Source organism: Allofournierella sp. CML151, from assembly GCF_027853465.1.
Taxonomy (GTDB): domain Bacteria; phylum Bacillota; class Clostridia; order Oscillospirales; family Ruminococcaceae; genus Allofournierella.
The window spans coordinates 37,414-57,942 of record NZ_JAPNNW010000019.1 but is presented as its reverse complement, the minus strand read 5'-3'; the positions used below and the strand labels follow the sequence as shown (position 1 = coordinate 57,942).

The following is a 20,529-nucleotide window of genomic DNA, read 5'->3' as shown; positions in this document are numbered from 1 at the left end:
ATTTTTTTAGGAAACCTGTTGCTTGACGGAGCAGCCGGTTTCTCTATATAATATCTCTATTCGATATATTTGGAGTGAGCCTATGGAATATCTGATCCTTGGGCTGCTGATGCTCGCGCCCATGACCGGCTACGAGCTGCAGCAGTTCATCAAGCAAAATCTGGCCCTGATCTGCTCCCACAGTGCGGGCAGCGTGCAGACTGCTCTGGCAAAGCTGGAGCGGGAGGGACGCATCAGCGCCCGGGAGGCAAACGAGGGCAAGCGGCGCAAACGGATCTTCTCCATCACAGAGAGCGGCCGCGCTGCCTTTGCAGGCTGGGTGAGCCAGCCCATGCAGGCGGATAAGGTCAAGAACATGGAACTGGCCCGACTGTTTTTCCTGGGACTGGCAGACCCGGCGGAGCGGGTAGAGGCCATTCGGGGCTATCTGCACCAGATGGAGGAGATGGAAGCCACGCTGCAGGCCATCCGCGCCCGGTTCGATGCCATCTGCCAAGGTGAGGTGCCCGGCGGGCGGGATTGGGATTCCATCTTTCGTTTTCAAGGCTACACCATCGACTACGGCATCGCTGCCGCCCGTTTTGAGCGGGATTGGTATGCCCGGCTGCTTTGCGAATTGGAGGAACAAGCATGAAGATATTGGTTTTGAACGCAAGTCCCAAGGGGAAAAACTCCGCCACTGTTCACACAGCGCTCTATCTGCAGGCGCTGCATCCGGAGCATGAATTTACCTTCCTGCCGGTGGGCCAGCGAATCAAGGCATACGAAAAGGATTTTTCGCCGGTGCGCGCTGCTCTGGAGCAGGCCGAGCTGGTGCTGTTCTGCTACCCGGTCTACACCTTCATCGCGCCCTATCAGCTTCACCGGCTGATCGAGCTGATCAAGGCGGACGGGGTGGACCTGACCGGCAAATTCGCCAGTCAGATTACCACCTCCAAGCATTTTTACGACGTGACCGCCCACCGCTATGTGGAGGAAAACTGCTGTGATCTGGGCATGAAGGTGATTCGCGGAATTTCTGCCGATATGGAGGATTTGCTCACCGAACAGGGCCAGAAGGATGCCCGGAACTTCTTTGACCAGCTGATGTTTTCCTGTGAGCATGGGCCCTTTGTAGTGCCGCCGGTGAAGGCCCCGGCCCGGCAGAAATCGGTTTACCAGCCGGTGCTGCCCCAGGTGGACAAGGACTGCAGCGGGGATGTGGTCATCGTGACCAACTGTGCTGAAAATGACGAAAATCTGGCTAATATGATCGCGGATTTTCGCGCTGCGCTGCCCTGTGAAAGCCGGGTGGTGAATCTGCGTCAGTTCCCCTTCGACGGCGGCTGCCTGGGCTGCTTCGGCTGCGCGGTTACCGGAAAATGTGTGTATAAGGACGGTTTTGACGACTTTCTGCGGAACACCATCCAGACCGCGGACGGCTTTGTGTATGCCTTTACCATCGCGGACCATTACACCCAGTCCAGATTCAAGTGCTTTGATGACCGGCAGTTCTGCAACGGGCACCGCACCGTGACCCACGGTACGCCCATTGCCTATCTGGTCAGTGGCGACTACCAATATGAACCCAACCTGCGCATGATCCTGGAGGGCCGGGCCGAGGTGGGCGGCAACTATCTGTGCGGCGTGGCCACCGACGAGGGAGACACCGCCCGAGAGATCCGGCAGCTGGCAGAAAATCTGATTTTTGCCATGGACAAAAAGCTCACCCGTCCAGCCAATTTCTACAGTGTGGGTGGTATGAAGATTTTCCGGGATCTGATCTATGTGATGCAGGGCCTGATGAAGGCGGACCACAAGTTCTATAAACAGCAGGGCATCTACGACTTCCCCCAGAAGCAGAAAAAGCGAATTCTGCAGATGAAGTTGGTGGGCGCGCTGCTGGCGGTGCCCTCCATCCAGAAACAGGCCAAGGGCAAGATGACCGAGGCCATCGTGGGCCCCTATCGAAAGGTGATTGAGCAGGTACAGGGAGGAAAGAAATAATGAACTTTACAAAAATCGAACGTTCCGCCTGGCCACGGGAGGAATATTTTAACCACTATTTCAGTCAGGTGCCCTGCACCTACAGCGGGACCTTCAAGCTGGACATCACCCGTCTGAGGCAGAGCGGGCAGAAGCTTTACCCGGCCATGCTGTATGATCTGTCCACAGTGGTGAACCGGCACCAGGAGTTCCGCATGGCGTTGAACGAGGCGGGGGAGCCGGGCTATTACGATGTGGTTCACCCCTGCTACACCATCTTCCACAAGGAGACTGAGACCTTATCCAACCTGTGGACGGCCTATACACCGGATTATGCGGCTTTTTGTGAAGCCTATGAGCAGGACATGGCGAACTACGGGAACAATCCGGGCATGATGGCCCGGCCGGACACCCCGGCAAACACCTTCCCGGTATCCATGATTCCCTGGGCCAGCTTCGAGGGCTTCAATCTGAACCTGCAAAACGGCTACGATTATCTGCCGCCTATCTTCACCATGGGCCGATTTTATGAGGAGAATGGCCGGGTATTGCTGCCGCTGGCGGTGCAGGTACACCACGCGGTGTGCGACGGCTTCCATCTGTGCCGCCTGGTGAACGAGCTGCAGGAGCTCTTGAACGGGTGAGAAAATGGAACGCGTAATCGTGATCGGCTGCCCCGGTGCGGGAAAGAGTACCTTTGCCCGGGCGCTGCACCAGGTGACCGGGCTGCCGCTTTGTTATCTGGACCGAATCTGGCACAAGCCCGACCGGACCGAGATTTCCCCGGAGGAATTCGACGCGGCGCTGGCGAATATCTTAAAGCAGCCCCGCTGGATCATCGACGGCAATTACCTGCGCACCATGGAGATGCGCCTGGAACGGTGTGATACCGTGTTTTTGTTGGACTATCCGCTGGAGCTGTGCCTGGAGAGCGCGGCCGCCCGCATCGGGACTGCCCGGGAGGATATGCCCTGGGTGGAGACCGAGTTTGACCCGGAATTCCGCAGCTGGATCGAGGATTTCCCCAAGACCCAACTGCCCCGGATGAACGAGCTGCTCGCCGCTTTTCGGGAGAAAACAACCATCATCCGTTTTCATTCCCGTCAGGAGGCAGCCGCCTGGCTGGCGGAATGGGAGAAGGCAAGAAAAGGAGAACATGAATGAGCAAACACAAGATGCCCCTGCGCAAAAAGCTGCTGATGGCCGGGGCTGTGGTCCTGGTGGTACTGATTCTGCTGATGGGGGCCTTTTTCTGGTATGTATCCGACTATTACCGGGCCGAGGATGTGGCTCTGGCGGTGCTTTCCGGGGAGAATGGCATCACCTTGCAGGATGATTTGACCATTCTGTCGCCCTCTGCGCCCACCGATACCGCCATCATCTTTTATCCCGGGGCGAAGGTGTAGGCGCAGGCCTATCTGCCGCTGCTGGACCAGATCCGCCGGACCGGTATCACCTGCATTCTGGTGGAAATGCCCTTCAACATGGCAATTTTTGACTCCAACGCCGCCGAAGGAGTAATGGAGCAGTTCCCGGAGGTGGAGCACTGGTACATCGCCGGGCATTCCATGGGCGGGGCCATGGCCTCCCAGTTTGCCTCGAACCACCCGGATGAGGTGGATGGCCTGATTCTGTTGGGGGCTTATATCTATGGGGACTACTCCCCGGCAGATACCCTCACCGTATACGGTTCTTTGAACCAGAGTGTGGAGGATAAGCTGGACTATACCGAGAACGTGGTGGAGATTGCGGGCGGCAACCATGCCCAGTTCGGCAACTACGGCCCCCAGAAGGGGGATGCCCCGGCGACCATCTCTGCGGAGGAGCAGCAGAAGCAGACCGTGGAGGTCATCGAGGAATTTCTCAGCAGCCGAAACGCCGCCTGATTGATGAAAAAAGAAGAACGCATCAAACGCAAAGGACCGGCCGCCCAGTGGGCGAGCCGGTCCTTTGCCGCAAAATGCAGATTGGAGGATGTTATGAAAAGAGGGGGAAATCAGAGAAAAAGCAGTCCTTACTCCTCGTCGTGGCCGTGACCATGGTCATGGCTGTGACAGCCGCCGCAGCAGCCGTTGCAGGAGGGGATATCGTCGGTGGGCAGGCCGTTGCGGGTGCGATAGTCGGCAATGGCCGCCTGCACCGCCTCCTCGGCCAGTACCGAGCAGTGGATCTTGTGGGGCGGCAGACCGTCCAGCGCTTCGGTGACCGCCTTGTTGGTCAGCTTTAGCGCTTCGTCCACCGGCTTGCCCTTGATCATCTCAGTGGCCATGCTGCTGGAAGCGATGGCGCTGCCGCAGCCGAAGGTGTTGAACTTTACGTCGGTAATGATATCGTTGTCGATCTTCAGATAGATCTTCATGATATCGCCGCACTTGGCGTTGCCCACCTCGCCCACGCCGTCGGCGTCGTCGATAGTGCCCAGGTTGCGGGGGTTGAGAAAATGGTCCATGACCTTATCACTGTATAACATAGTTCTTGATTCCTTTCTGAAGATCGTTCCAAACGGGGGAGATCGAGCGCAGGTAGGCCACCACATCGGTCACGGCCTGGATGATGTGCTCCATCTCCTCGGGGGTGTTTTCCGGGCTCAGGGTCAGGCGCAGCGAGCCGTGGGCCACCTCATGGGGCAGGCCGATGGCCAGCAGCACGTGACTGGGGTCCAGCGAACCGGAGGTGCAGGCCGAGCCGGAAGAAGCGCCGATGCCCTTCTGGTCCAGCAGCAACAGCAGCGACTCGCCCTCAATGCCCTCAAAGCAGAAGCTGGCACAGCCGGGCAGCCGGTGCTCCCGGTCGCCGGTGAGGGTGGAATGGGGAATTGCGGAAAGGCCCTCGATCAGCCGGTCCCGCAGCGCGGAAACCTTGGCGGTGTTGGCGTCCATCTCCCGCACGGCGTCCTGCAGAGCAGCCGCCATGCCGGCGATGGCAGGCAGGTCCTCGGTGCCGGCCCGCTTGCCCCGCTCCTGTGCGCCGCCCTCAATCAGGCTGGTGAGCGCCACACCCTTGCGGGCATACAGCGCGCCCACGCCCTTGGGTCCGTGGAACTTGTGGGCGGAAAGGCTGAGCATGTCGATGTTGTCTGCTTGTACGTCGATGGGCAGATGGCCCACCGCCTGCACCGCGTCGGTGTGGAACAGCACACCCTGCTCGCGGCAGATGGCGCCGATGGCCCGAATGGGCTGGATGGTGCCGATCTCATTGTTGGCGTACATCACACTCACCAGTACCGTATCCGGCCGGATGGCGGCCTTCACGTCCTCGGGGCGGACGATGCCGTTTTCGTGAACGTCCAGATAGGTTACCTCAAAGCCCTGCTTTTCCAGCTTCTGCAGGGTGTGCAGCACCGCATGGTGCTCAAATTTGGTGGAGATGATATGCTTTTTGCCCTTGCGCTGGCCAATGGCCGCGGCGGAGAGCAGAGCCTGGTTGTCGGCCTCGCTGCCGCCGCCGGTGAAGATGATCTCCCGGGGCTCGCAGTTCAGAATCTCCGCGATGGTCTGACGGCTCTCGGCCAGCTGCACGGCGGCCAGCTGGCCGGGGGTGTGCAGGCTGGAGGGGTTTGCATAGTTGTTTTCAATCACGCCAAGCATGACCTCGGCGGCGTGGCGGCTCATCTTTGTGGTGGCCGCATTATCGGCGTAGATATAGCCCATTTGTATTCCTCCTGAATCAAACTGCCGGATATCCGGCAGGAAACGCTGTAGCAGGGTGAGAAGTTAATTCCCATCGTTGCAATAGGATAATAACACACAAAACCAAGGAAGTCAATAGGAAAAAGAAAAATAAAAAATTCTGCACAGCCTTTTGCAGCTGTGCAGATGTTCTCCGAAAGCTCAAACGGGAGGGAGCGTGCCGTCCAGCATATCCTGCAGGGTCACGCTCTGCAAAAAGTTTTCCACCAGCTGGTCCAGCCGCTGCCACAGGGGCAGGGTGGCACACTGGTCGGCACGAGGGCAGTCGCCGTCAGAGCATTCCCGGCAGTTCACCGGTGCAAGCCCGCCCTCGGCAGCCTTCAGAATTTCGCCCACGGTGTACTCCGCGGGGGAAAGGACCAGGCGGTAGCCGCCGGCCTTGCCGCGCCGGCTCTCCAGAAAACCGGCCTTGTTCAACAGCGCTACAATGGCTTCCAGGTACTTCATCGAGATGCCCTGCCGTTCGGCCACGCCGCCCAGAGCGACATATTCTTCCGGCGGGTTTTGCGCCAGATCCATCATAACGCGCAGAGCATAGCGCCCCTTGGTGGAGATCATCATAAACACAACACCTCATCACAGATCGGTACGGCCCGTCCGCAGGCCGCGCACACACTTCAACATGGATATTGTCTGATATTTTCCCACAAAAATCAAGGGGTTACAAACAAAACGGTGAATCGTATGAATTGCGCGCCCGCTTCGGATAAAATTTGTGCAAATATCTCAGGAAAGACCGACTTTTTCTGCATGCAAAAGCAAGTTTATGCAGCGGGCTGGGCGCCAGACGGCCGAAAAATAAATTTTGGTTCCGGTCTTGTTTGGTATGAACCGTGGGTGTATACTGGTTTGGTGGACCGACCGACCGGTCGGTCGGTTTTGCGCTGCTGTGTATTTTTGCATGGCGGCTTCATTTTGCAAGATTCATTAAGGAGTAAGCAGCTATGTCCAAATATTGTGTGAAAAAGCCGTTTACTGTGGTGGTGGCGGTGATCATGGTGATCGTGCTGGGCGTGATCAGTTTTACCAGCATGACCACGGATCTTCTTCCCGCCATGGAACTGCCCTATGTGATGGTGGTCACCAGCTACCCCGGTGCCAGTCCGGAACGGGTGGAGGCGGCAGTGACTGCGCCGCTGGAGGCGGGCCTGGGCACCGTGAGCGGCGTGAAAAACGTGACCAGTACCTCCAGCGAGAACGTGAGCATGGTGGCCCTGGAGTTCGAGCAGGACACCAATATGGACAGCGCCATGGTGGCTCTGTCCACCGCGCTGGACCAGATCAAGGGCGCACTGCCGGACACCGCCCAGAACCCCATGCTCATGCAGCTTTCGCCGGATATGCTCCCGGTGATGATCGCCAGCGTGGACATGGAGGATATGGGTATCTACGAACTCACCGATTTTGTGGATTCCGACGTGATCCCCGGCTTTGAGCGGCTGGACGGTGTGGCCAGTGTGAGCGGTACCGGCATGGTGGAAAAGACCCTGCAGGTGACCCTGAATCAGGACAAGATCGATGAGGTGAACACCCAGGTTCTGGCCAGCGTGGACGACAAGCTGGCGGATGCAAAGCAGGAGCTGGACGATGCCCGTCAGAAGGTGGAAGACGGCCGCGCCGAGCTGGAAAACGGCAAGACTGCCCTGGAGGATAAGCAGGGCGAGATCGCCAGCCAGCTGGCGGAGGGCAGTGCCCAGCTGGATTCCGCCATTGCACAGGCCCAGGCTCTGGCCAGTCAGGAGGCTGCGCTCACCGCCAGCAAAACTGCGCTGGAAACGGAGAAGAAGGGCTATGAGGACGGCGCAAAGCAGATTGCCGACGGCCTGGCCCAGATGGATGCAGGTCTGGCCCAGATGGATGACGGCATTGCAAAGATTGATGTTGCGGCGGCGGGGATTGACCAGCTGCTGGCCATGGGTCTGCCGGAGGATACCGCACTGAGTGATCTTGCAGCCATGCTGCCCACCCAGGAGTTGAAGGATGCGGTGCAGGCGCTGATTGACCAGGGCATGACCACGCTGGCGGATCTGACGGCGGGCAAGGAGCAGCTGCTGGCGCAGAAGGATCAATTAACGGCTCAGCAGGATGAGCTGGCCGCCCAGCGGGAAGCGCTGGCAGCGCAGCAGACCCAGCTGCAGCAGAAGATGGACGAGCGGCTGCCCCAGATTGAGACTGAGCTGGCCAACCTGGAAACCGAACTGATGGCGGCAAAAATGATGAAGGAGGCCGCCCAGGAGGGCCTGGAAAAGGCCCAGGAGGCCTACAAGCAGCTGGAGAGCGGCAAGATCAGCGCTGCGGCAGGCTTCGGCAGCGGTCAGGCCCAGCTGGCGGCGGCAGAACAGTCGCTGGCCCAGGCTGAGGAGCAGATGGAGCAGGCACAGGAGCAGTTTGAGGACGCCCGCCAGCAGGCGCTGGAGCAGGCAGACCTCTCCACCCTGCTTACCAAGGATATGGTGAGTGGTCTGGTGATGGCCCAGAACTTCTCCATGCCCGCGGGTTATATCAAGGAGGGAGACGACTCCTACATTCTGCGCGTGGGCGATGCCTTCTCGGACCAGGAGAGCGTGGAGAACGCTCTGCTGATGCACATCGACGGCGTGGGCGACATCCGTCTGAAGGATGTGGCGGACATCGCCATGACCGACAACAGCGCTGAGAGCTACGCCCGGGTGAACGGCAACAGCGCAGTGGTGCTGACCATTCAGAAGGGCTCCACCGCCTCCACCAGCGAGGTGTCCAAGGAGGCCAACCGGGCCATTGAGCAGCTGCAGGAAAAATATCCCGGTCTGCGCATCACTCCGCTGATGGACCAGGGCGATTATATTCAGATGACGGTGAGCAGCGTGCTGTCCAACCTGGCGTGGGGCGGTGTGCTGGCGGTCATCGTGCTGGCCATCTTCCTGAAGGACTTCAAACCCACCCTGGTGGTGGCGCTGAGCATTCCCATCAGCCTGATGTTCGCGGTGGTGCTCATGTATTTCTCCGGCGTTACCCTGAACATGATCTCCCTGAGCGGTCTGGCTCTGGGCGTGGGCATGCTGGTGGATAACTCCATCGTTGTGATCGAAAATATCTACCGGATGCGCAGCGAGGGAGTCCCGGCAGCCAAAGCGGCGGTGCGGGGCGCCAAGGAGGTGGCGGGCGCCATTGCAGCCTCCACCCTCACCACCATTTGTGTGTTCCTGCCCATCGTGTTTACCGAGGGCATCACCCGCCAGCTGTTCACCGATATGGGCCTGACCATTGCCTATTCTCTGGTGGCCAGCCTGCTGGTGGCCCTTACCCTGGTGCCTGCCCTCAGCAGCACCCTGCTGAAAACCGCCAGCGAGAAGCGTCATCCCTGGTTCGAGAGCATGGTGAACGGCTATGCCCGGGCGCTGCGGTTCTGCTTGCGGCACAAGGCGCTGCCGCTGGGCCTGGCAGCGGTGCTGCTGGGTGTAGCTGTGTGGCAGACTGCCCGCATGGGCATGGAGTTTATGCCCTCCATGGGCGGCAACCAGGTAAGCGCCACGCTCACCCTGCCCCAGGATACCAAGCGCCAGGATGCCTACGAAATGGCCGATCAGGCTATGGAGACCATGCTGCAGGTTCCCGGTGTGGAAACCGTGGGCGCCATGGACGGCGGCAGCACCGCCAGTCTGCTGGGTATGGGCGGCACCAGTTCCAGCACAGTGGACAGCATGAGCTTCTATCTGCTGCTCAGCGAGGAAGGCGCGAAAAACAGCCAGGCGCTGGCGGACCAGATGACACAGAACGTACAGGAGCAGCTGCCCGGCTGTGAGCTGTCGGTGTCCACCTCCAATATGGACATGTCGGTTCTGGGCGGCAGCGGCATGGAGATCGTCATTCAGGGCCGTGATCTGGATACTCTGCAGTCCATCAGTCAGGATATGATGGACCTGCTGGGCCAGGTGGAGGGCTTCACTGAGATCAGCAACGGCCAGGAGGACGGCGCACCGCAGATCCGGGTGACCGTGGACAAGGACAAGGCCATGCAGTACGGTCTGACCGTAGCTCAGATTTACAGCGAGCTTTCCGCTGCACTCACCACCGAGACCACCTCCACCACCCTCACCGTGGGGCAGGATGACTACGACGTGGTGATCGTGGACGAGCGGGACGCGTTGACCCGGGAGAATCTGCTGGATTATCCCTTCACCGTGCAGGTGCAGGGTGAAAACGGCGAGACCGAGGAGGAAACCCATACCCTGGGTGAGTTTGCCACAGTGCAGACCGATGCCAGCCTGGCCTCCATCAGCCGTGACAATCAGCAGCGCTATATGACCGTAACCGCTGTTACCGAAGAGGGCTATAACACCACCCTGCTCAGCCGCCAGGTGGAGCAGCTGCTGGCGGACTACCAGGCCCCGGAGGGCTATACCATTCAGATCAGCGGTGAGGTGGAAACCATCCAGAACGCCATGGTGGACCTGGTGAAGATGATCGCCCTGGCGCTGGTGTTCATTTATCTGATCATGGTGGCTCAGTTCCAGAGCCTGCTCAGTCCCTTTATTGTTATGTTTACCATCCCGCTGGCCTTTACCGGCGGCCTGCTGGCACTGTGGATCAGCGGCCAGCAGCTCTCGGTGATTGCAATGCTGGGCTTTTTGATCCTGGCGGGCGTTGTGGTGAACAACGGCATCGTGTTCGTGGACTATGCCAACCAGCTGCGTCTGGCCGGTATGGAAAAGCGGGACGCGCTGGTGCTCACCGGCCGCCGCCGTATCCGTCCCATCCTGATGACCGCCCTGACCACCATCCTGGCCATGAGCACCATGGTGTTCTCCCAGGACATGGGCGCAGAAATGAGCCGTGCTATGGCCATCGTGACCATCGGCGGTCTGGCCTATGCCACCCTGCTTACGCTGTTTGTGGTGCCGGTGCTGTATGACCTGCTGTTCCGCAAGGAGCTGAAAAAGGTGGACCTGGGAGAGGAGGATGAGGAATGAGCGAGCAAACGAGGGAAAAAATCTTCCAGGGTGTGCTGAGCCTTGCTCAGCAGGGCGTGCCCATGTATGAGGTAAAGGTGCAGGCCATTGCCACCGCGGCAGGCCTGGGCAAGGGAACGCTGTATGAATACTTCTCCTCCAAGGAAGAGATCCTGGCGGCGACCATGCTCTGGTGTATGGAGCGGGAGCTGAATGCTCTGGAGGAGCAGCTGGCCGCCAGCGCTTCCTTTGAGGAACAGCTGGAAAGCGCCCAGCGTTTTGTGGTGAAGATGCTGCTGGAGCGGGGCAGCAGCTACCGGGTGATTGCAGCCGCGCTCACCGCGCCTCAGGCTGAGCAGGAACTGCCCGTTCAGGCACGCCAGCCCATGGAGCAATGCAAGGAACGGCTGACTGCGCTGATTCAGCAGGCAATCGACACCGGCCGCCGGGAAGGCCGGATCTCGCCCTCCAGCAGCGATGAATACTGCCGCTATGTACTCAAGGCGGCACTGCTCAGTGTCTGTGCGGCTCAGAGCTGCGAGGGAGAGGCGGGCCTGAACCGGAGCGGAGCACATGTGCGCGCCATGATCTGCAAGGCGCTCGCGTGAAGAAAAAGCCGCCGGGTTGAAACGACCTGGCGGCTTTTTGCAGCAATTTGAAACAGAGAACGGGGATGTCCTTGACACAGCAGGGAGGAACTCGTATCATGAGAATCGGTTCGTGTCGTTCTGGCACAATTCATTTCGGCTTTGTGGAGAATACAAAGAGAAAGAGGAAACAAGATGTTAGTGAATATTGTGATCCTGCTGGTGGGCTTTGCCCTGCTGGTCAAAGGCGCAGATGCGTTTGTGGATGGCTCCTCCGGCATTGCCCGCCTGCTGCGGGTTCCGTCGGTGGTGATCGGCCTGACCATCGTGGCCATGGGTACCAGTCTGCCGGAGGCTTCGGTGAGCATTACCGCCGGCCTGGCGGGCAGCAACGGCCTGAGCCTGGGCAACGTAATCGGTTCCAATCTGTTCAATCTGCTGGTGGTAGCTGGTGGCTGCGCTCTGATTTTGGCCTTCGGCATCGAGCGGCAGCTCATCGTGCGGGACTTCCCGGTCTGCGTGGGTGCGTCCGCTTTGCTGGTGCTCTTCCTGCTGGACGGTGTGCTTCAGCGCTGGGAGGGCCTGATTCTGCTGGCCTGCATGGTGCTGTATATGGTCTGGACCGTGCGTGCAGCCATGAACGACCGCACCGAGGAGGACGCAGGGGAGAAGCCCTCTGTGGTCAAATGCCTCCTGTTTGTGGTGGTTGGCATCGTGGCCATCATCTGGGGCGGTGATCTGGTGGTGGACAGCGCCAGCGCCATCGCTGCAGCCCTGGGCCTGAGCGAGACTCTGATCGGCCTGACCATTGTGGCGGTGGGCACCAGCCTGCCGGAGCTGGCCACCAGCATCGTGGCTGCCCGCAAGGGTGAAAGCGGCCTGGCACTGGGCAACGCCATCGGGTCCAGCACCTTCAATATCCTGTTTATCCTGGGCGCTTCCAGTGCGCTGACCGCCATCGAAAGCTCCGCCGAGGTGTTCACCGATGCGGTGGTGCTGCTGGTGGTTACGGCAGTCATGTGCCTGTGGTGCTGGCTGCAGGGCCGGATGAGCCGGCTGATGGGCGGCATCGGCATTCTGGTTTATGTGGGCTACATCGTGTATGTGGTTCTGCGCTGAACAGCCGGGAACAAAGCAAACGGTCAAGGTGCGGCGGGCAAAGCAGGCCTGCCGCACCTTTTTTGCGCAAAAACAGACGATATCCCGGTGGATTTGGGCATACTTGCCAAACTCCGGGGGCTTCCTTATAATAAGTAATGAAAAGCAATCGGTAAAGCTTGCGGAATCTGAAAACGGAAAGGACGGCACAATGAATGATGATCAGCGTTGCGATCGTGGAGGATGAGGCGGCCTATGCGGCACAGCTGCGGGAGTTCCTGGTGCGCTATTCTCAGGAGAGCGGGCAGGAGTTCGAGATCAGCATCTTTTCCGACGGAGACGAGATTGTGGAGGGCTACAAGGCCCAGTATGATCTGATCCTGCTGGATGTGGAAATGAAATTCATGGACGGCATGACCGCTGCCGAGGAAATCCGCCGGGTGGACCCGGAGGTGGTGATCATCTTCATCACCAACATGGCCCAGTATGCCATTCGGGGGTATGCGGTGGACGCCATGGACTATGTGCTCAAGCCGGTGAGTTATTTTGCCTTCTCCCAGCGGCTGAGCCGGGCCATTCAGCGGATGAAAAAACGCGCCCGCCGTTACATGACCATCAGCATCAAGGGCGGGGCACAGAAGCTGGACATCGACAAGATCTATTATGTGGAGAGCCAGGGTCATAACCTGATCTTCCACACCGAGCAGGGTGACCATGTGACCAGCGGAACCATGAAGGACGTGGAAGGCAAGCTGGAGCCGTTGAACTTCTTCCGCTGCAACAAGGGCTATCTGGTGAATCTGGAGCATGTGGATGGCGTGCAGGGTGGCTGTGCTCTGGTGGGCGGCAAGGAGCTGCTGATCAGCCGGGGCCGCAAGAATGATTTCATGGAAGCGCTGGCCAATTACGTGGGTGAGGTGATTAAGTGAACACCATGCCCTTTCCTGATATTCCGCGGCTTTACACCGCCATCGCGGAGTGGCTGGCCTGTATGGTCTATATTACCCAACTGCCGCTGCGCGTCCGGGGCTGGCGGCTGGCGGGAATCAGCGGCGGTATGCTGGTGGCGCAATGCCTGTTTCTGGAGCTCACCGGCAATGCGCCGCTGTTTTTGTGGATTCCCTGCATGATCGTGGCCGTTGGCCTGATGCTGGCCCTGTTTTGTGCCTGCTGTAATCTTCCGGTGCTGGATGCCTGTTACCATTGCATGCGGGCCTTCCTGCTGGCGGAGTTTGCAGCGGCGCTGGAATGGCAGCTGTATTTTTACACCCTGTTCCGGCTGGGCTGGCGCAGCAAGCTCTGGGAGCTGCTTTGCCTGGCGGTGATCTATGCGGCGGTGTTCGGCTTCATCTGGCTTTTGGAGCGGCGCCGGATGGAAGCGACCCGGCATTTCAAGGTTACCCCGCGTGAGACCATCAGCGCCGTGGCTATCGGTCTGGCCGCGTTCCTGATGAGCAATCTCAGCTATGCCTACAGCAACACCCCCTTCAGCAGCGGTTTTGTGACCGATATTTTCAATACCCGCACCCTGGTGGACCTGGGCGGTCTGGCAATTTTGTATGCTTATCATGTGCAGCGGGGTGAGCTTCACATGCGCTATGAGCTGGAGTCCATCCAGAATGTGCTGCAGAATCAGTATGCGCAGTACCGTCAGTCCCGCGAGAGCATTGATGTGATCAACCGCAAGTACCACGACCTGAAGCACCAGATCGCGGCCCTGCGGGCAGAGAGTGACCCGGAACGCCGCGCCGCCTGGCTGGACGAGATGGAAGAGGACATCAAAACCTACGAGGCCCAGAACAAGACCGGAAACGCGGTGCTGGATACCGTGCTCACCAGCAAAAGCCTTTACTGCCAGAAGCATGGCATCACCCTCACCTGTGTGGCGGACGGTACCCGTCTGGGCTTTATGAGCGTGATGGACATTTGTACCATCTTCGGCAACGCGCTGGACAACGCCATTGAGTGTGAACTGCGCATCCCGGACAAATCCAAACGGTTGATCCATGTGACCGTTGCGGTGCAGAAAAGCTTTTTGCTGCTGCGCTTTGAAAACTATTGTGAAGGCACGCTGGAGTTTGAAGGTGGTCTGCCGGTGACCACCAAGAAGGAGAAGGCCTACCACGGCTTTGGCATCAAGAGCATCCGCTACACTGCGGAAAAATACGGCGGCAGTGTGACCGTGGCTGCCAAGGACAACTGGTTTGAAATGAAGGTTCTGCTTCCGTTGCCCAAAGAGGGGCAGCCCAAAGCGAAACCGGAATAAACAGAACATGGCCCACGCAGTTTTCACAGTTCAGTGAAGCTGCGCGGGCTGTTTTTGTGTGATCTAACAAAATTGAAATGTTTTTGTAACTTGTCAAAGGTTATTGGTGAATGTGACGAAAACAGGCGGCGGACATTTGTGCGGAATCAATAAAGCCAAAATCCGTTTGTGCGCAAAAGCTGCGATTTGTGAAGAAGCCATGAAACTTGTAAAAAGAATGTGTTAAAATGCATCCAGAAAAACGGGCAGGCCCAAGAGATGGGGGCAGGCTTGTGAAATAACATCGGCGTGATGAGCCCATGTGGTGCAAACAGGGAATGTACCGCGGCCGGCGCGCCGGAAAGGAAGGTGGCTGCGCGCACAGGGAACAGCCTCTTGCGGAGGCGAGTACGCAAGCATTTACATTTTAAGGAGGAAACGAAATGCTGTCTATCAATATCGATGACGTCTTCAAAGTTCTGGATTCGATGAAATATCATCTGATCGGATTTGGCGTCGTTCTGGTGCTGGCGATCCTGATGATGATCGCCTGCATGAAACTGCCCAAGGCCAAAAAGGCCATGATCCGTTGCCAGGCCGGCCTGGCTATCCTGCTGGCCCTGGTAATTACCGTTAACCTGATCTGCTTTGGCCCCATGTTCACCGTGATCAACCTGGCCATGGGCGGCGGTTCCATCACCGAAGAAAGCATGGCGGAGGCCTATGAGGTCAACACCGAGCTGGTCGGCGAGGGTGTTACCCTGCTGGAGAACAACGGCACTCTGCCCCTGGCCAGCGGTTCCAACCTGAACGTATTCGGCTGGGCTTCCACTGCTCCCGTTTACGGCGGCGTTGGTTCCGGCGCTCTGAACGATCAGTACGAGGTGACCGATCTGATCACCGGTCTGAAGAATGCCGGCCTGAATGTGAACGAGGATCTGGTGAACTTCTACGAGACCTACCAGGCCGAGCGTCCCAGCGTGAGCATGTGGGCACAGGATTGGACTCTGCCCGAGCCCAACGTGAATGCCTACACCGATGAGCTGATGAGCAGCGCCAAGGAGTTCTCTGACACCGCTCTGGTCGTGATCTCCCGTCCCGGCGGCGAGAACGCCGATATGCCCACCGACATGATGTCTGTGGTGGACGGCAGCTGGCTGGAGCGGGATGCCACCACCGGCAACTCCTACTTCAACGGCGTCTACGACGACAGCCTGAACGAGGGCAACGACTGGGATGAAGGCGACCACTACCTGCAGCTGAGCAACCGTGAGGAAGAGATGCTGCAGATGGTCTGCGACAACTTTGATAAGGTGATCGTGCTGATCAACACCAACAACGCCATGGAGCTGGGCTTCCTGAAGGAGTACGGTGTTGATGCTGCAGTGTACGCTCCCTGTCCCGGCCAGAACGGCTTCAATGCAGTGGGTCAGGTATTCACCGGTGAGGTGAACCCCTCCGGTAAGACCGTGGACACCTTCGTTTACGATCTGTTCAACACTCCCACCTTCAACAACTTCGGCCAGTTTACTTATGATAACATGGACGAGCATGCGGTGGTGACCACCAACTTCTCCACCGGCGAGCAGAGCACCGCTCTGCCCAGCTTCGTGAACTATGTGGAAGGCATCTATGTGGGCTACAAGTTCTACGAGACCGCTGCGGTGGAAGGTCTGATCGACTACGACTCCACCGTTGTATATCCCTTCGGCTACGGCTTGTCCTACACCACCTTCTCTCAGGAGATGGGCCCCATCACTGAGAGCGACGGTACCCTGAGCTTCGACGTGACCGTGACCAACACCGGCAGCGTGGCCGGCAAGACCGTTGTGGAGGTTTACTACAATCCTCCCTACACCAACGGCGGCATCGAGAAAGCCTCCGCCAACCTGGTTGCCTTCGATAAGACCGATATCCTGGAGCCCGGCGCTTCCGAGACCGTGACCATCAGCTTTAAGGCTGAGGATATGGCTTCCTACGACACCTACGGCGCTGCTGCCTACGTGCTGGAGGCCGGTGATTACATCATCAGCATCAACAGCGATTCCCACACTGTTCTGGACAGCGAAGTTTACAACGTGCCCAGCACCATCGTGTACAGCGACGGCCGCAGCACCGATAAGACTGCTCCCACCAATCAGTTTGAGAACGTGGAAGGCGACGTGACCTATCTGTCCCGCGCTGACGGCTTTGCCAACTACGCCGAAGCCACTGCTGCTCCGGCCAGCATGTCCATGTCCGACGAGGCCAAGGCTACCTTCCTGAACAACGCGAATTACGATCCCAATAACTACAACAATCCCGACGATCAGATGCCCACCACCGGCGCCAAGAACGGCCTGCAGCTGGTTGATATGCGCGGCGTGGCTTACGACGACGCCCAGTGGGATACCTTCCTGGATCAGCTGACCGTATCGGATATGAGCGAACTGATCGCCATGGGCGGCTTCCAGACCGCTCCGCTGACCAGCATTGGCAAGGTTCAGACCTACGACTGTGACGGCCCTGCCTCCATCAACAACAACTTCACCGGCCAGGGCTCCATCGGCTTTGCTGGCACCGTTCTGATGGCTTCCACCTGGAACACCGACACCGTTTACAAGTTCGGTTCCTCCATCGGCCGTATGGCGGATGATCTGGATGTTTCCGGCTGGTACGCTCCTGCCATGAACATTCACCGTTCCGCCTTCAGCGGCCGTAACTTCGAGTACTACTCTGAGGACGGTGTGCTGAGCGGCAAGCTGGCCTCCTACGCCATCCAGGGCGCCGAGGAGCACGGCGTATACGCCTACATCAAGCACTACGCTCTGAACGACCAGGAGACCAGCCGTAACAGCATGCTGTGCACCTGGGCCAACGAGCAGTCCATCCGTGAGATCTATCTGAAGCCCTTCGAGATTTCCGTGAAGGAAGGCGGCGCGGATGCCGTGATGTCCTCCTTCAACTATGTGGGCACCGAATGGGCCGGCGCTTCCAACGCTCTGTGCAACATCGTTCTGCGTGACGAGTGGGGCTTTGTGGGCATGGTTCTGACCGACTACTTCGGCGTGTATGGCTACATGAACGCCGACCAGGCCATCCGCAACGGCACCGACTTCTGCCTGGTGAACTACCCCACCGCGACCAACTACCTGAGCGATACCACCAGCGCCACCGGCGTTCTGGCGGCCCGTCAGGCGTGCAAGAACATCCTGTACACCGTGGTGAACAGCCGCGCTTACATGGAGGAGAACCTGAATCCCGGTATGCCCGGCTGGCAGATCGCTGCCATCGCCATCGACGTTGTCCTGGCTGCGGTGCTGATCGTGCTGGAAGTGCGCACCATCAAGGGCTACAATCGCCGCAAGGCGCTGGAAGTCCAGGCTCAGGCCAACACCGAAGCGTAATGCTTCCATTGCTTGTGCTGAAGCACAATAACCGGTAACTGTCCGGCCGAAATGCCGGGGCCCCGTGTGAACCATGCGGGGCCCCGGCCATGGCCGGCTCCCAGAGAGCGGTTTTTGCCTGAAACCGTTTTGTGGGAACCAGCCAATGGATCAACCGCGCCCGAGGCGGGCGCTAGAGAGAGCAAAGGAGTTAAGCCCATGAAGTACAAAGATTTGATCAATCAGATGACTCTGGAGGAAAAGTGCAGCCTGCTGTCCGGCCGGGATGTGTGGACCACCCGTCCCATCGAGCGGCTGGGCATCCCCAGCATCTTTCTGTCCGACGGCCCCACCGGCGTTCGCAAGCAGATGGGGGCAGGCGATCACCTGGGCCTGAATGCCAGCGTGCCCGCCACCTGCCTGCCCACCGCCGCCACCATGGCCAACAGCTGGAACCCGGAGCTGAGCCAGGAAGTGGGCCGTCTGGTGGGCGAAGAGGCCGCCAGCCTGGACGTGAACGTGCTGCTGGGCCCCGGCCTGAACATCAAGCGCAGCCCGCTGTGCGGCCGTAACTTCGAGTATTTCTCCGAAGATCCCTACCTGAGCGGCAAGATGGCTGCGGCCTTCGTGCGCGGCGTACAGGAGAACGGCATCTCCGCCTGCCCCAAGCACTTTGCCGCCAACAGCCAGGAGCTGCGCCGTATGGCCAACGACAGCGTGATGGACGAGCGTACCTTCCGTGAGATCTACCTCACCGGCTTTGAGATTGCCGTAAAGGAAGGCCAGCCCAAGACCATCATGAGCGCCTACAACAAGATCAACGGCGTTTATGCCAACGAAAGCAAGCACCTCTTGCAGGACGTTCTGGTCAACGACTGGGGCTACCAGGGTGCCGTTGTCACCGACTGGGGCGGCTCCAACGATCACGTGGAGGGCGTCCGCGTGGGCAGCCATCTGGAAATGCCCGGCACCGGCGGCGACAGCGACCGCGAGCTGCTGGCCGCGGTCAAGGAAGGCCGCCTGAGCATGGAAATTCTGGACCAGCGCGTGGACGAGTTCCTGCGCCTGGTGTTCTCCACCATCAACGCACCTGCTGCCGGCAAAGAGTTTGACAAGGAAGGCCATCATCAGCTGGCTGCCCATGCCGCCGAGGAGACTGTGGTGCTGCTGAAGAATGAGGACGATATTCTGCCTCTGGCCGAGGGCACCAAGGTGGCCGTGATCGGCGAATTTGCCCAGAAGCCCCGTTACCAGGGCGCAGGCTCCAGCCTGGTGAACCCCACCAAGCTGGACACCGCCAATGAGCTGCTGGCGGGCATGCCGCTGCAGTCTGTGGGCTATGCCCAGGGCTACCAGCGCAACAACAAGCACGACGATGCCCTCAAGATGGAGGCCGTGGAGCTGGCCAAGAAGGCAGACGTGGTTCTGCTGTATGTGGGCCTGCCTGAGATCAGCGAGACCGAGGGTCTGGACCGGGATCACATGCGGATGCCGGAAAACCAGGTGGAGCTGCTGGAGGCCGTGGCCGAGGTGAACCCCAATCTGGTTGTGGTTATGGCTGCGGGCAGCCCGGTGGAGATGCCCTGGCTGGATCGCTGCAAGGCTCTGGTCCATGGTTACCTGGGCGGCCAGGCGGGCGCGGGCGCTGTGCTGCGTGTGATCACCGGCCAGGTGAACCCCAGCGCCAAGCTGGCCGAGAGCTACCCCATGACCTGTGAGGAAAACCCCTCCAGCCCCTACTACCCGGGCCTGGAGCGCACCAGTGAATACCGCGAGGGCCTGTATGTGGGCTATCGCTACTACGAGACCGCCGGTGTGCCGGTGCGGTTCCCCTTCGGCTTCGGCCTGTCCTACACCACCTTCGAATACAGTGATCTGAAGGTGAGTGAGAAGGAGGTAACCTTCACCCTGACCAATACCGGCAAGCGGGATGGCGCCGAGGTGGCCCAGCTGTATGTGGGCTGCAAGGATGGCAAGGTGTTCCGCCCCGCCAAGGAGCTGAAGGGCTTCGCCAAGGTCTTCCTGAAGGCAGGCGAGAGCAAAACCGTTACCATCCAGCTGGACGACAAGGCCTTCCGCTACTTTGATGTGAAGACCGACTCCTGGCAGGTGGAGGGCGGCGTATACCAGCTGATGGTGGGCGCCAGCGTGGCCGACATCCGCCTGGAGGGTGAGGTCACCGTACAGGGCACCGGCGCTGCCTGCCCCTACGATCCCGCTCAGCTGGAGTGCTACTACACCGGCAAGATCAACCAGGTGTCCGACGCACAGTTCGAGGCTCTGCTGGGTCATCCCATTCCGGAATCCGGCTGGGACGCCAGCGGCCTGCTGGGCATGAACGATGCCATCTGCCAGATGTACTACGCCAAGAGCCCGCTGGCCCGTCTGGTCTACAAGATCCTGACCCATCTGAAGGACAAGAGCATTGCCAAGGGTGAGCCGGATCTGAACATCCTGTTCATCTACAACATGCCTTTCCGCGGCATTGCCAAGATGACCGGCGGCGCGGTGACCATGGATATGGCCCGCTGCATGGTGACCATGGTGAACGGCCACTTCTTCAAGGGCCTGGGCGGTTTGATCAAGGCTTTCTTTGCCGGCCGCAAGGCACAGAAGTAAAACGGAGCAGACCAGTGACGTCTGATAAAATTG

The 20,529-nt window shown here is 59.1% G+C and carries 16 protein-coding genes; 13 read left to right on the top strand and 3 right to left on the bottom strand.

Annotated features, from left to right (window positions below):
- Positions 1 to 82 precede the first annotated feature (82 nt).
- From PH256_RS12450 to PH256_RS12425, 6 genes are read left to right on the top strand one after another with little or no spacing between them, the layout of a single operon-like run.
- The gene (locus PH256_RS12450) at positions 83 to 634 is read left to right on the top strand and encodes a PadR family transcriptional regulator (RefSeq protein ID WP_270914443.1); all 552 of its coding nucleotides are present in this window, start codon (positions 83 to 85) and stop codon (positions 632 to 634) included.
- Positions 631 to 1,986 (top strand): NAD(P)H-dependent oxidoreductase, encoded by a 1,356-nt coding sequence (locus PH256_RS12445; protein WP_270914442.1) that lies wholly within the window; start codon positions 631 to 633, stop codon positions 1,984 to 1,986. Before PH256_RS12450 ends, PH256_RS12445 begins: the two co-directional genes overlap by 4 nt.
- Positions 1,986 to 2,609: a type A chloramphenicol O-acetyltransferase gene (catA, locus tag PH256_RS12440; protein ID WP_270914441.1), complete on the top strand. Its 624-nt coding sequence runs from the start codon at positions 1,986 to 1,988 to the stop codon at positions 2,607 to 2,609. Before PH256_RS12445 ends, catA begins: the two co-directional genes overlap by 1 nt.
- A 4-nt stretch (positions 2,610 to 2,613) precedes the next feature.
- Positions 2,614 to 3,129: an adenylate kinase gene (locus tag PH256_RS12435; RefSeq protein ID WP_270914440.1), complete on the top strand. Its 516-nt coding sequence runs from the start codon at positions 2,614 to 2,616 to the stop codon at positions 3,127 to 3,129.
- Positions 3,126 to 3,371: a hypothetical protein gene (locus PH256_RS12430; protein WP_270914439.1), complete on the top strand. Its 246-nt coding sequence runs from the start codon at positions 3,126 to 3,128 to the stop codon at positions 3,369 to 3,371. Before PH256_RS12435 ends, PH256_RS12430 begins: the two co-directional genes overlap by 4 nt.
- 12 nt (positions 3,372 to 3,383) lie before the next feature.
- The gene (locus PH256_RS12425) at positions 3,384 to 3,851 is read left to right on the top strand and encodes an alpha/beta fold hydrolase (protein ID WP_333766422.1); all 468 of its coding nucleotides are present in this window, start codon (positions 3,384 to 3,386) and stop codon (positions 3,849 to 3,851) included.
- A 128-nt stretch (positions 3,852 to 3,979) separates the two neighbouring features.
- Here PH256_RS12425 and nifU read toward each other — a convergent pair whose 3' ends face one another.
- From nifU to PH256_RS12410, 3 genes are all read right to left on the bottom strand, one after another.
- A complete protein-coding gene (nifU, locus tag PH256_RS12420) occupies positions 3,980 to 4,435 on the bottom strand; it encodes a Fe-S cluster assembly scaffold protein NifU (protein WP_058965252.1) in 456 nt (151 codons plus the stop codon).
- On the bottom strand, positions 4,422 to 5,615 hold the full coding sequence (locus tag PH256_RS12415; protein WP_270914438.1) for a cysteine desulfurase family protein: 1,194 nt from the start codon (positions 5,613 to 5,615) through the stop codon (positions 4,422 to 4,424). Before PH256_RS12415 ends, nifU begins: the two co-directional genes overlap by 14 nt.
- 180 nt (positions 5,616 to 5,795) lie before the next feature.
- Entirely contained in the window at positions 5,796 to 6,215 is a 420-nt protein-coding gene (locus PH256_RS12410) for an RrF2 family transcriptional regulator (RefSeq protein WP_087180663.1), read from the bottom strand.
- 383 nt (positions 6,216 to 6,598) lie between these two features.
- On the opposite strand from PH256_RS12410, the gene PH256_RS12405 reads away from it, so the two are divergent.
- The 7 genes from PH256_RS12405 (at position 6,599) to PH256_RS12375 (ending at position 20,496) form a co-directional block, all read left to right on the top strand.
- Positions 6,599 to 10,603: an efflux RND transporter permease subunit gene (locus PH256_RS12405; RefSeq protein ID WP_270914437.1), complete on the top strand. Its 4,005-nt coding sequence runs from the start codon at positions 6,599 to 6,601 to the stop codon at positions 10,601 to 10,603.
- Positions 10,600 to 11,190, top strand: a complete 591-nt coding sequence (locus PH256_RS12400) for a TetR/AcrR family transcriptional regulator (protein ID WP_270914436.1) — start codon at positions 10,600 to 10,602, stop codon at positions 11,188 to 11,190. Before PH256_RS12405 ends, PH256_RS12400 begins: the two co-directional genes overlap by 4 nt.
- 174 nt (positions 11,191 to 11,364) lie before the next feature.
- Positions 11,365 to 12,288 (top strand): calcium/sodium antiporter, encoded by a 924-nt coding sequence (locus PH256_RS12395; RefSeq protein ID WP_242956160.1) that lies wholly within the window; start codon positions 11,365 to 11,367, stop codon positions 12,286 to 12,288.
- Between the two features lie 194 nt (positions 12,289 to 12,482).
- On the top strand, positions 12,483 to 13,196 hold the full coding sequence (locus tag PH256_RS12390) for a LytR/AlgR family response regulator transcription factor (RefSeq protein ID WP_333766421.1): 714 nt from the start codon (positions 12,483 to 12,485) through the stop codon (positions 13,194 to 13,196).
- Between the two features lie 5 nt (positions 13,197 to 13,201).
- On the top strand, positions 13,202 to 14,533 hold the full coding sequence (locus PH256_RS12385) for a sensor histidine kinase (RefSeq protein ID WP_270914444.1): 1,332 nt from the start codon (positions 13,202 to 13,204) through the stop codon (positions 14,531 to 14,533).
- A gap of 422 nt (positions 14,534 to 14,955) precedes the next feature.
- Complete coding sequence (locus PH256_RS12380; protein WP_270914434.1) at positions 14,956 to 17,898, top strand: beta-glucosidase; 2,943 nt, start codon at positions 14,956 to 14,958, stop codon at positions 17,896 to 17,898.
- A 198-nt stretch (positions 17,899 to 18,096) separates the two neighbouring features.
- Positions 18,097 to 20,496 (top strand): beta-glucosidase family protein, encoded by a 2,400-nt coding sequence (locus PH256_RS12375; protein ID WP_270914433.1) that lies wholly within the window; start codon positions 18,097 to 18,099, stop codon positions 20,494 to 20,496.
- Positions 20,497 to 20,529 lie beyond the last annotated feature (33 nt).

Excerpts from the sequence above, each read along its gene's own strand:
- nifU (WP_058965252.1), bottom strand. The coding sequence starts at position 4,435 with ATGTTATACAGTGATAAGGTCATGGACCATTTTCTCAACCCCCGCAAC.
- PH256_RS12400 (WP_270914436.1), top strand. The coding sequence starts at position 10,600 with ATGAGCGAGCAAACGAGGGAAAAAATCTTCCAGGGTGTGCTGAGCCTT.
- catA (WP_270914441.1), top strand. The coding sequence starts at position 1,986 with ATGAACTTTACAAAAATCGAACGTTCCGCCTGGCCACGGGAGGAATAT.
- PH256_RS12390 (WP_333766421.1), top strand. The coding sequence starts at position 12,483 with ATGATGATCAGCGTTGCGATCGTGGAGGATGAGGCGGCCTATGCGGCA.
- PH256_RS12430 (WP_270914439.1), top strand. The coding sequence starts at position 3,126 with ATGAGCAAACACAAGATGCCCCTGCGCAAAAAGCTGCTGATGGCCGGG.
- PH256_RS12375 (WP_270914433.1), top strand. The coding sequence starts at position 18,097 with ATGAAGTACAAAGATTTGATCAATCAGATGACTCTGGAGGAAAAGTGC.
- PH256_RS12385 (WP_270914444.1), top strand. The coding sequence starts at position 13,202 with ATGCCCTTTCCTGATATTCCGCGGCTTTACACCGCCATCGCGGAGTGG.
- PH256_RS12380 (WP_270914434.1), top strand. The coding sequence starts at position 14,956 with ATGCTGTCTATCAATATCGATGACGTCTTCAAAGTTCTGGATTCGATG.
- PH256_RS12445 (WP_270914442.1), top strand. The coding sequence starts at position 631 with ATGAAGATATTGGTTTTGAACGCAAGTCCCAAGGGGAAAAACTCCGCC.
- PH256_RS12405 (WP_270914437.1), top strand. The coding sequence starts at position 6,599 with ATGTCCAAATATTGTGTGAAAAAGCCGTTTACTGTGGTGGTGGCGGTG.
- PH256_RS12415 (WP_270914438.1), bottom strand. The coding sequence starts at position 5,615 with ATGGGCTATATCTACGCCGATAATGCGGCCACCACAAAGATGAGCCGC.
- PH256_RS12435 (WP_270914440.1), top strand. The coding sequence starts at position 2,614 with ATGGAACGCGTAATCGTGATCGGCTGCCCCGGTGCGGGAAAGAGTACC.
- PH256_RS12395 (WP_242956160.1), top strand. The coding sequence starts at position 11,365 with ATGTTAGTGAATATTGTGATCCTGCTGGTGGGCTTTGCCCTGCTGGTC.
- PH256_RS12450 (WP_270914443.1), top strand. The coding sequence starts at position 83 with ATGGAATATCTGATCCTTGGGCTGCTGATGCTCGCGCCCATGACCGGC.
- PH256_RS12410 (WP_087180663.1), bottom strand. The coding sequence starts at position 6,215 with ATGATGATCTCCACCAAGGGGCGCTATGCTCTGCGCGTTATGATGGAT.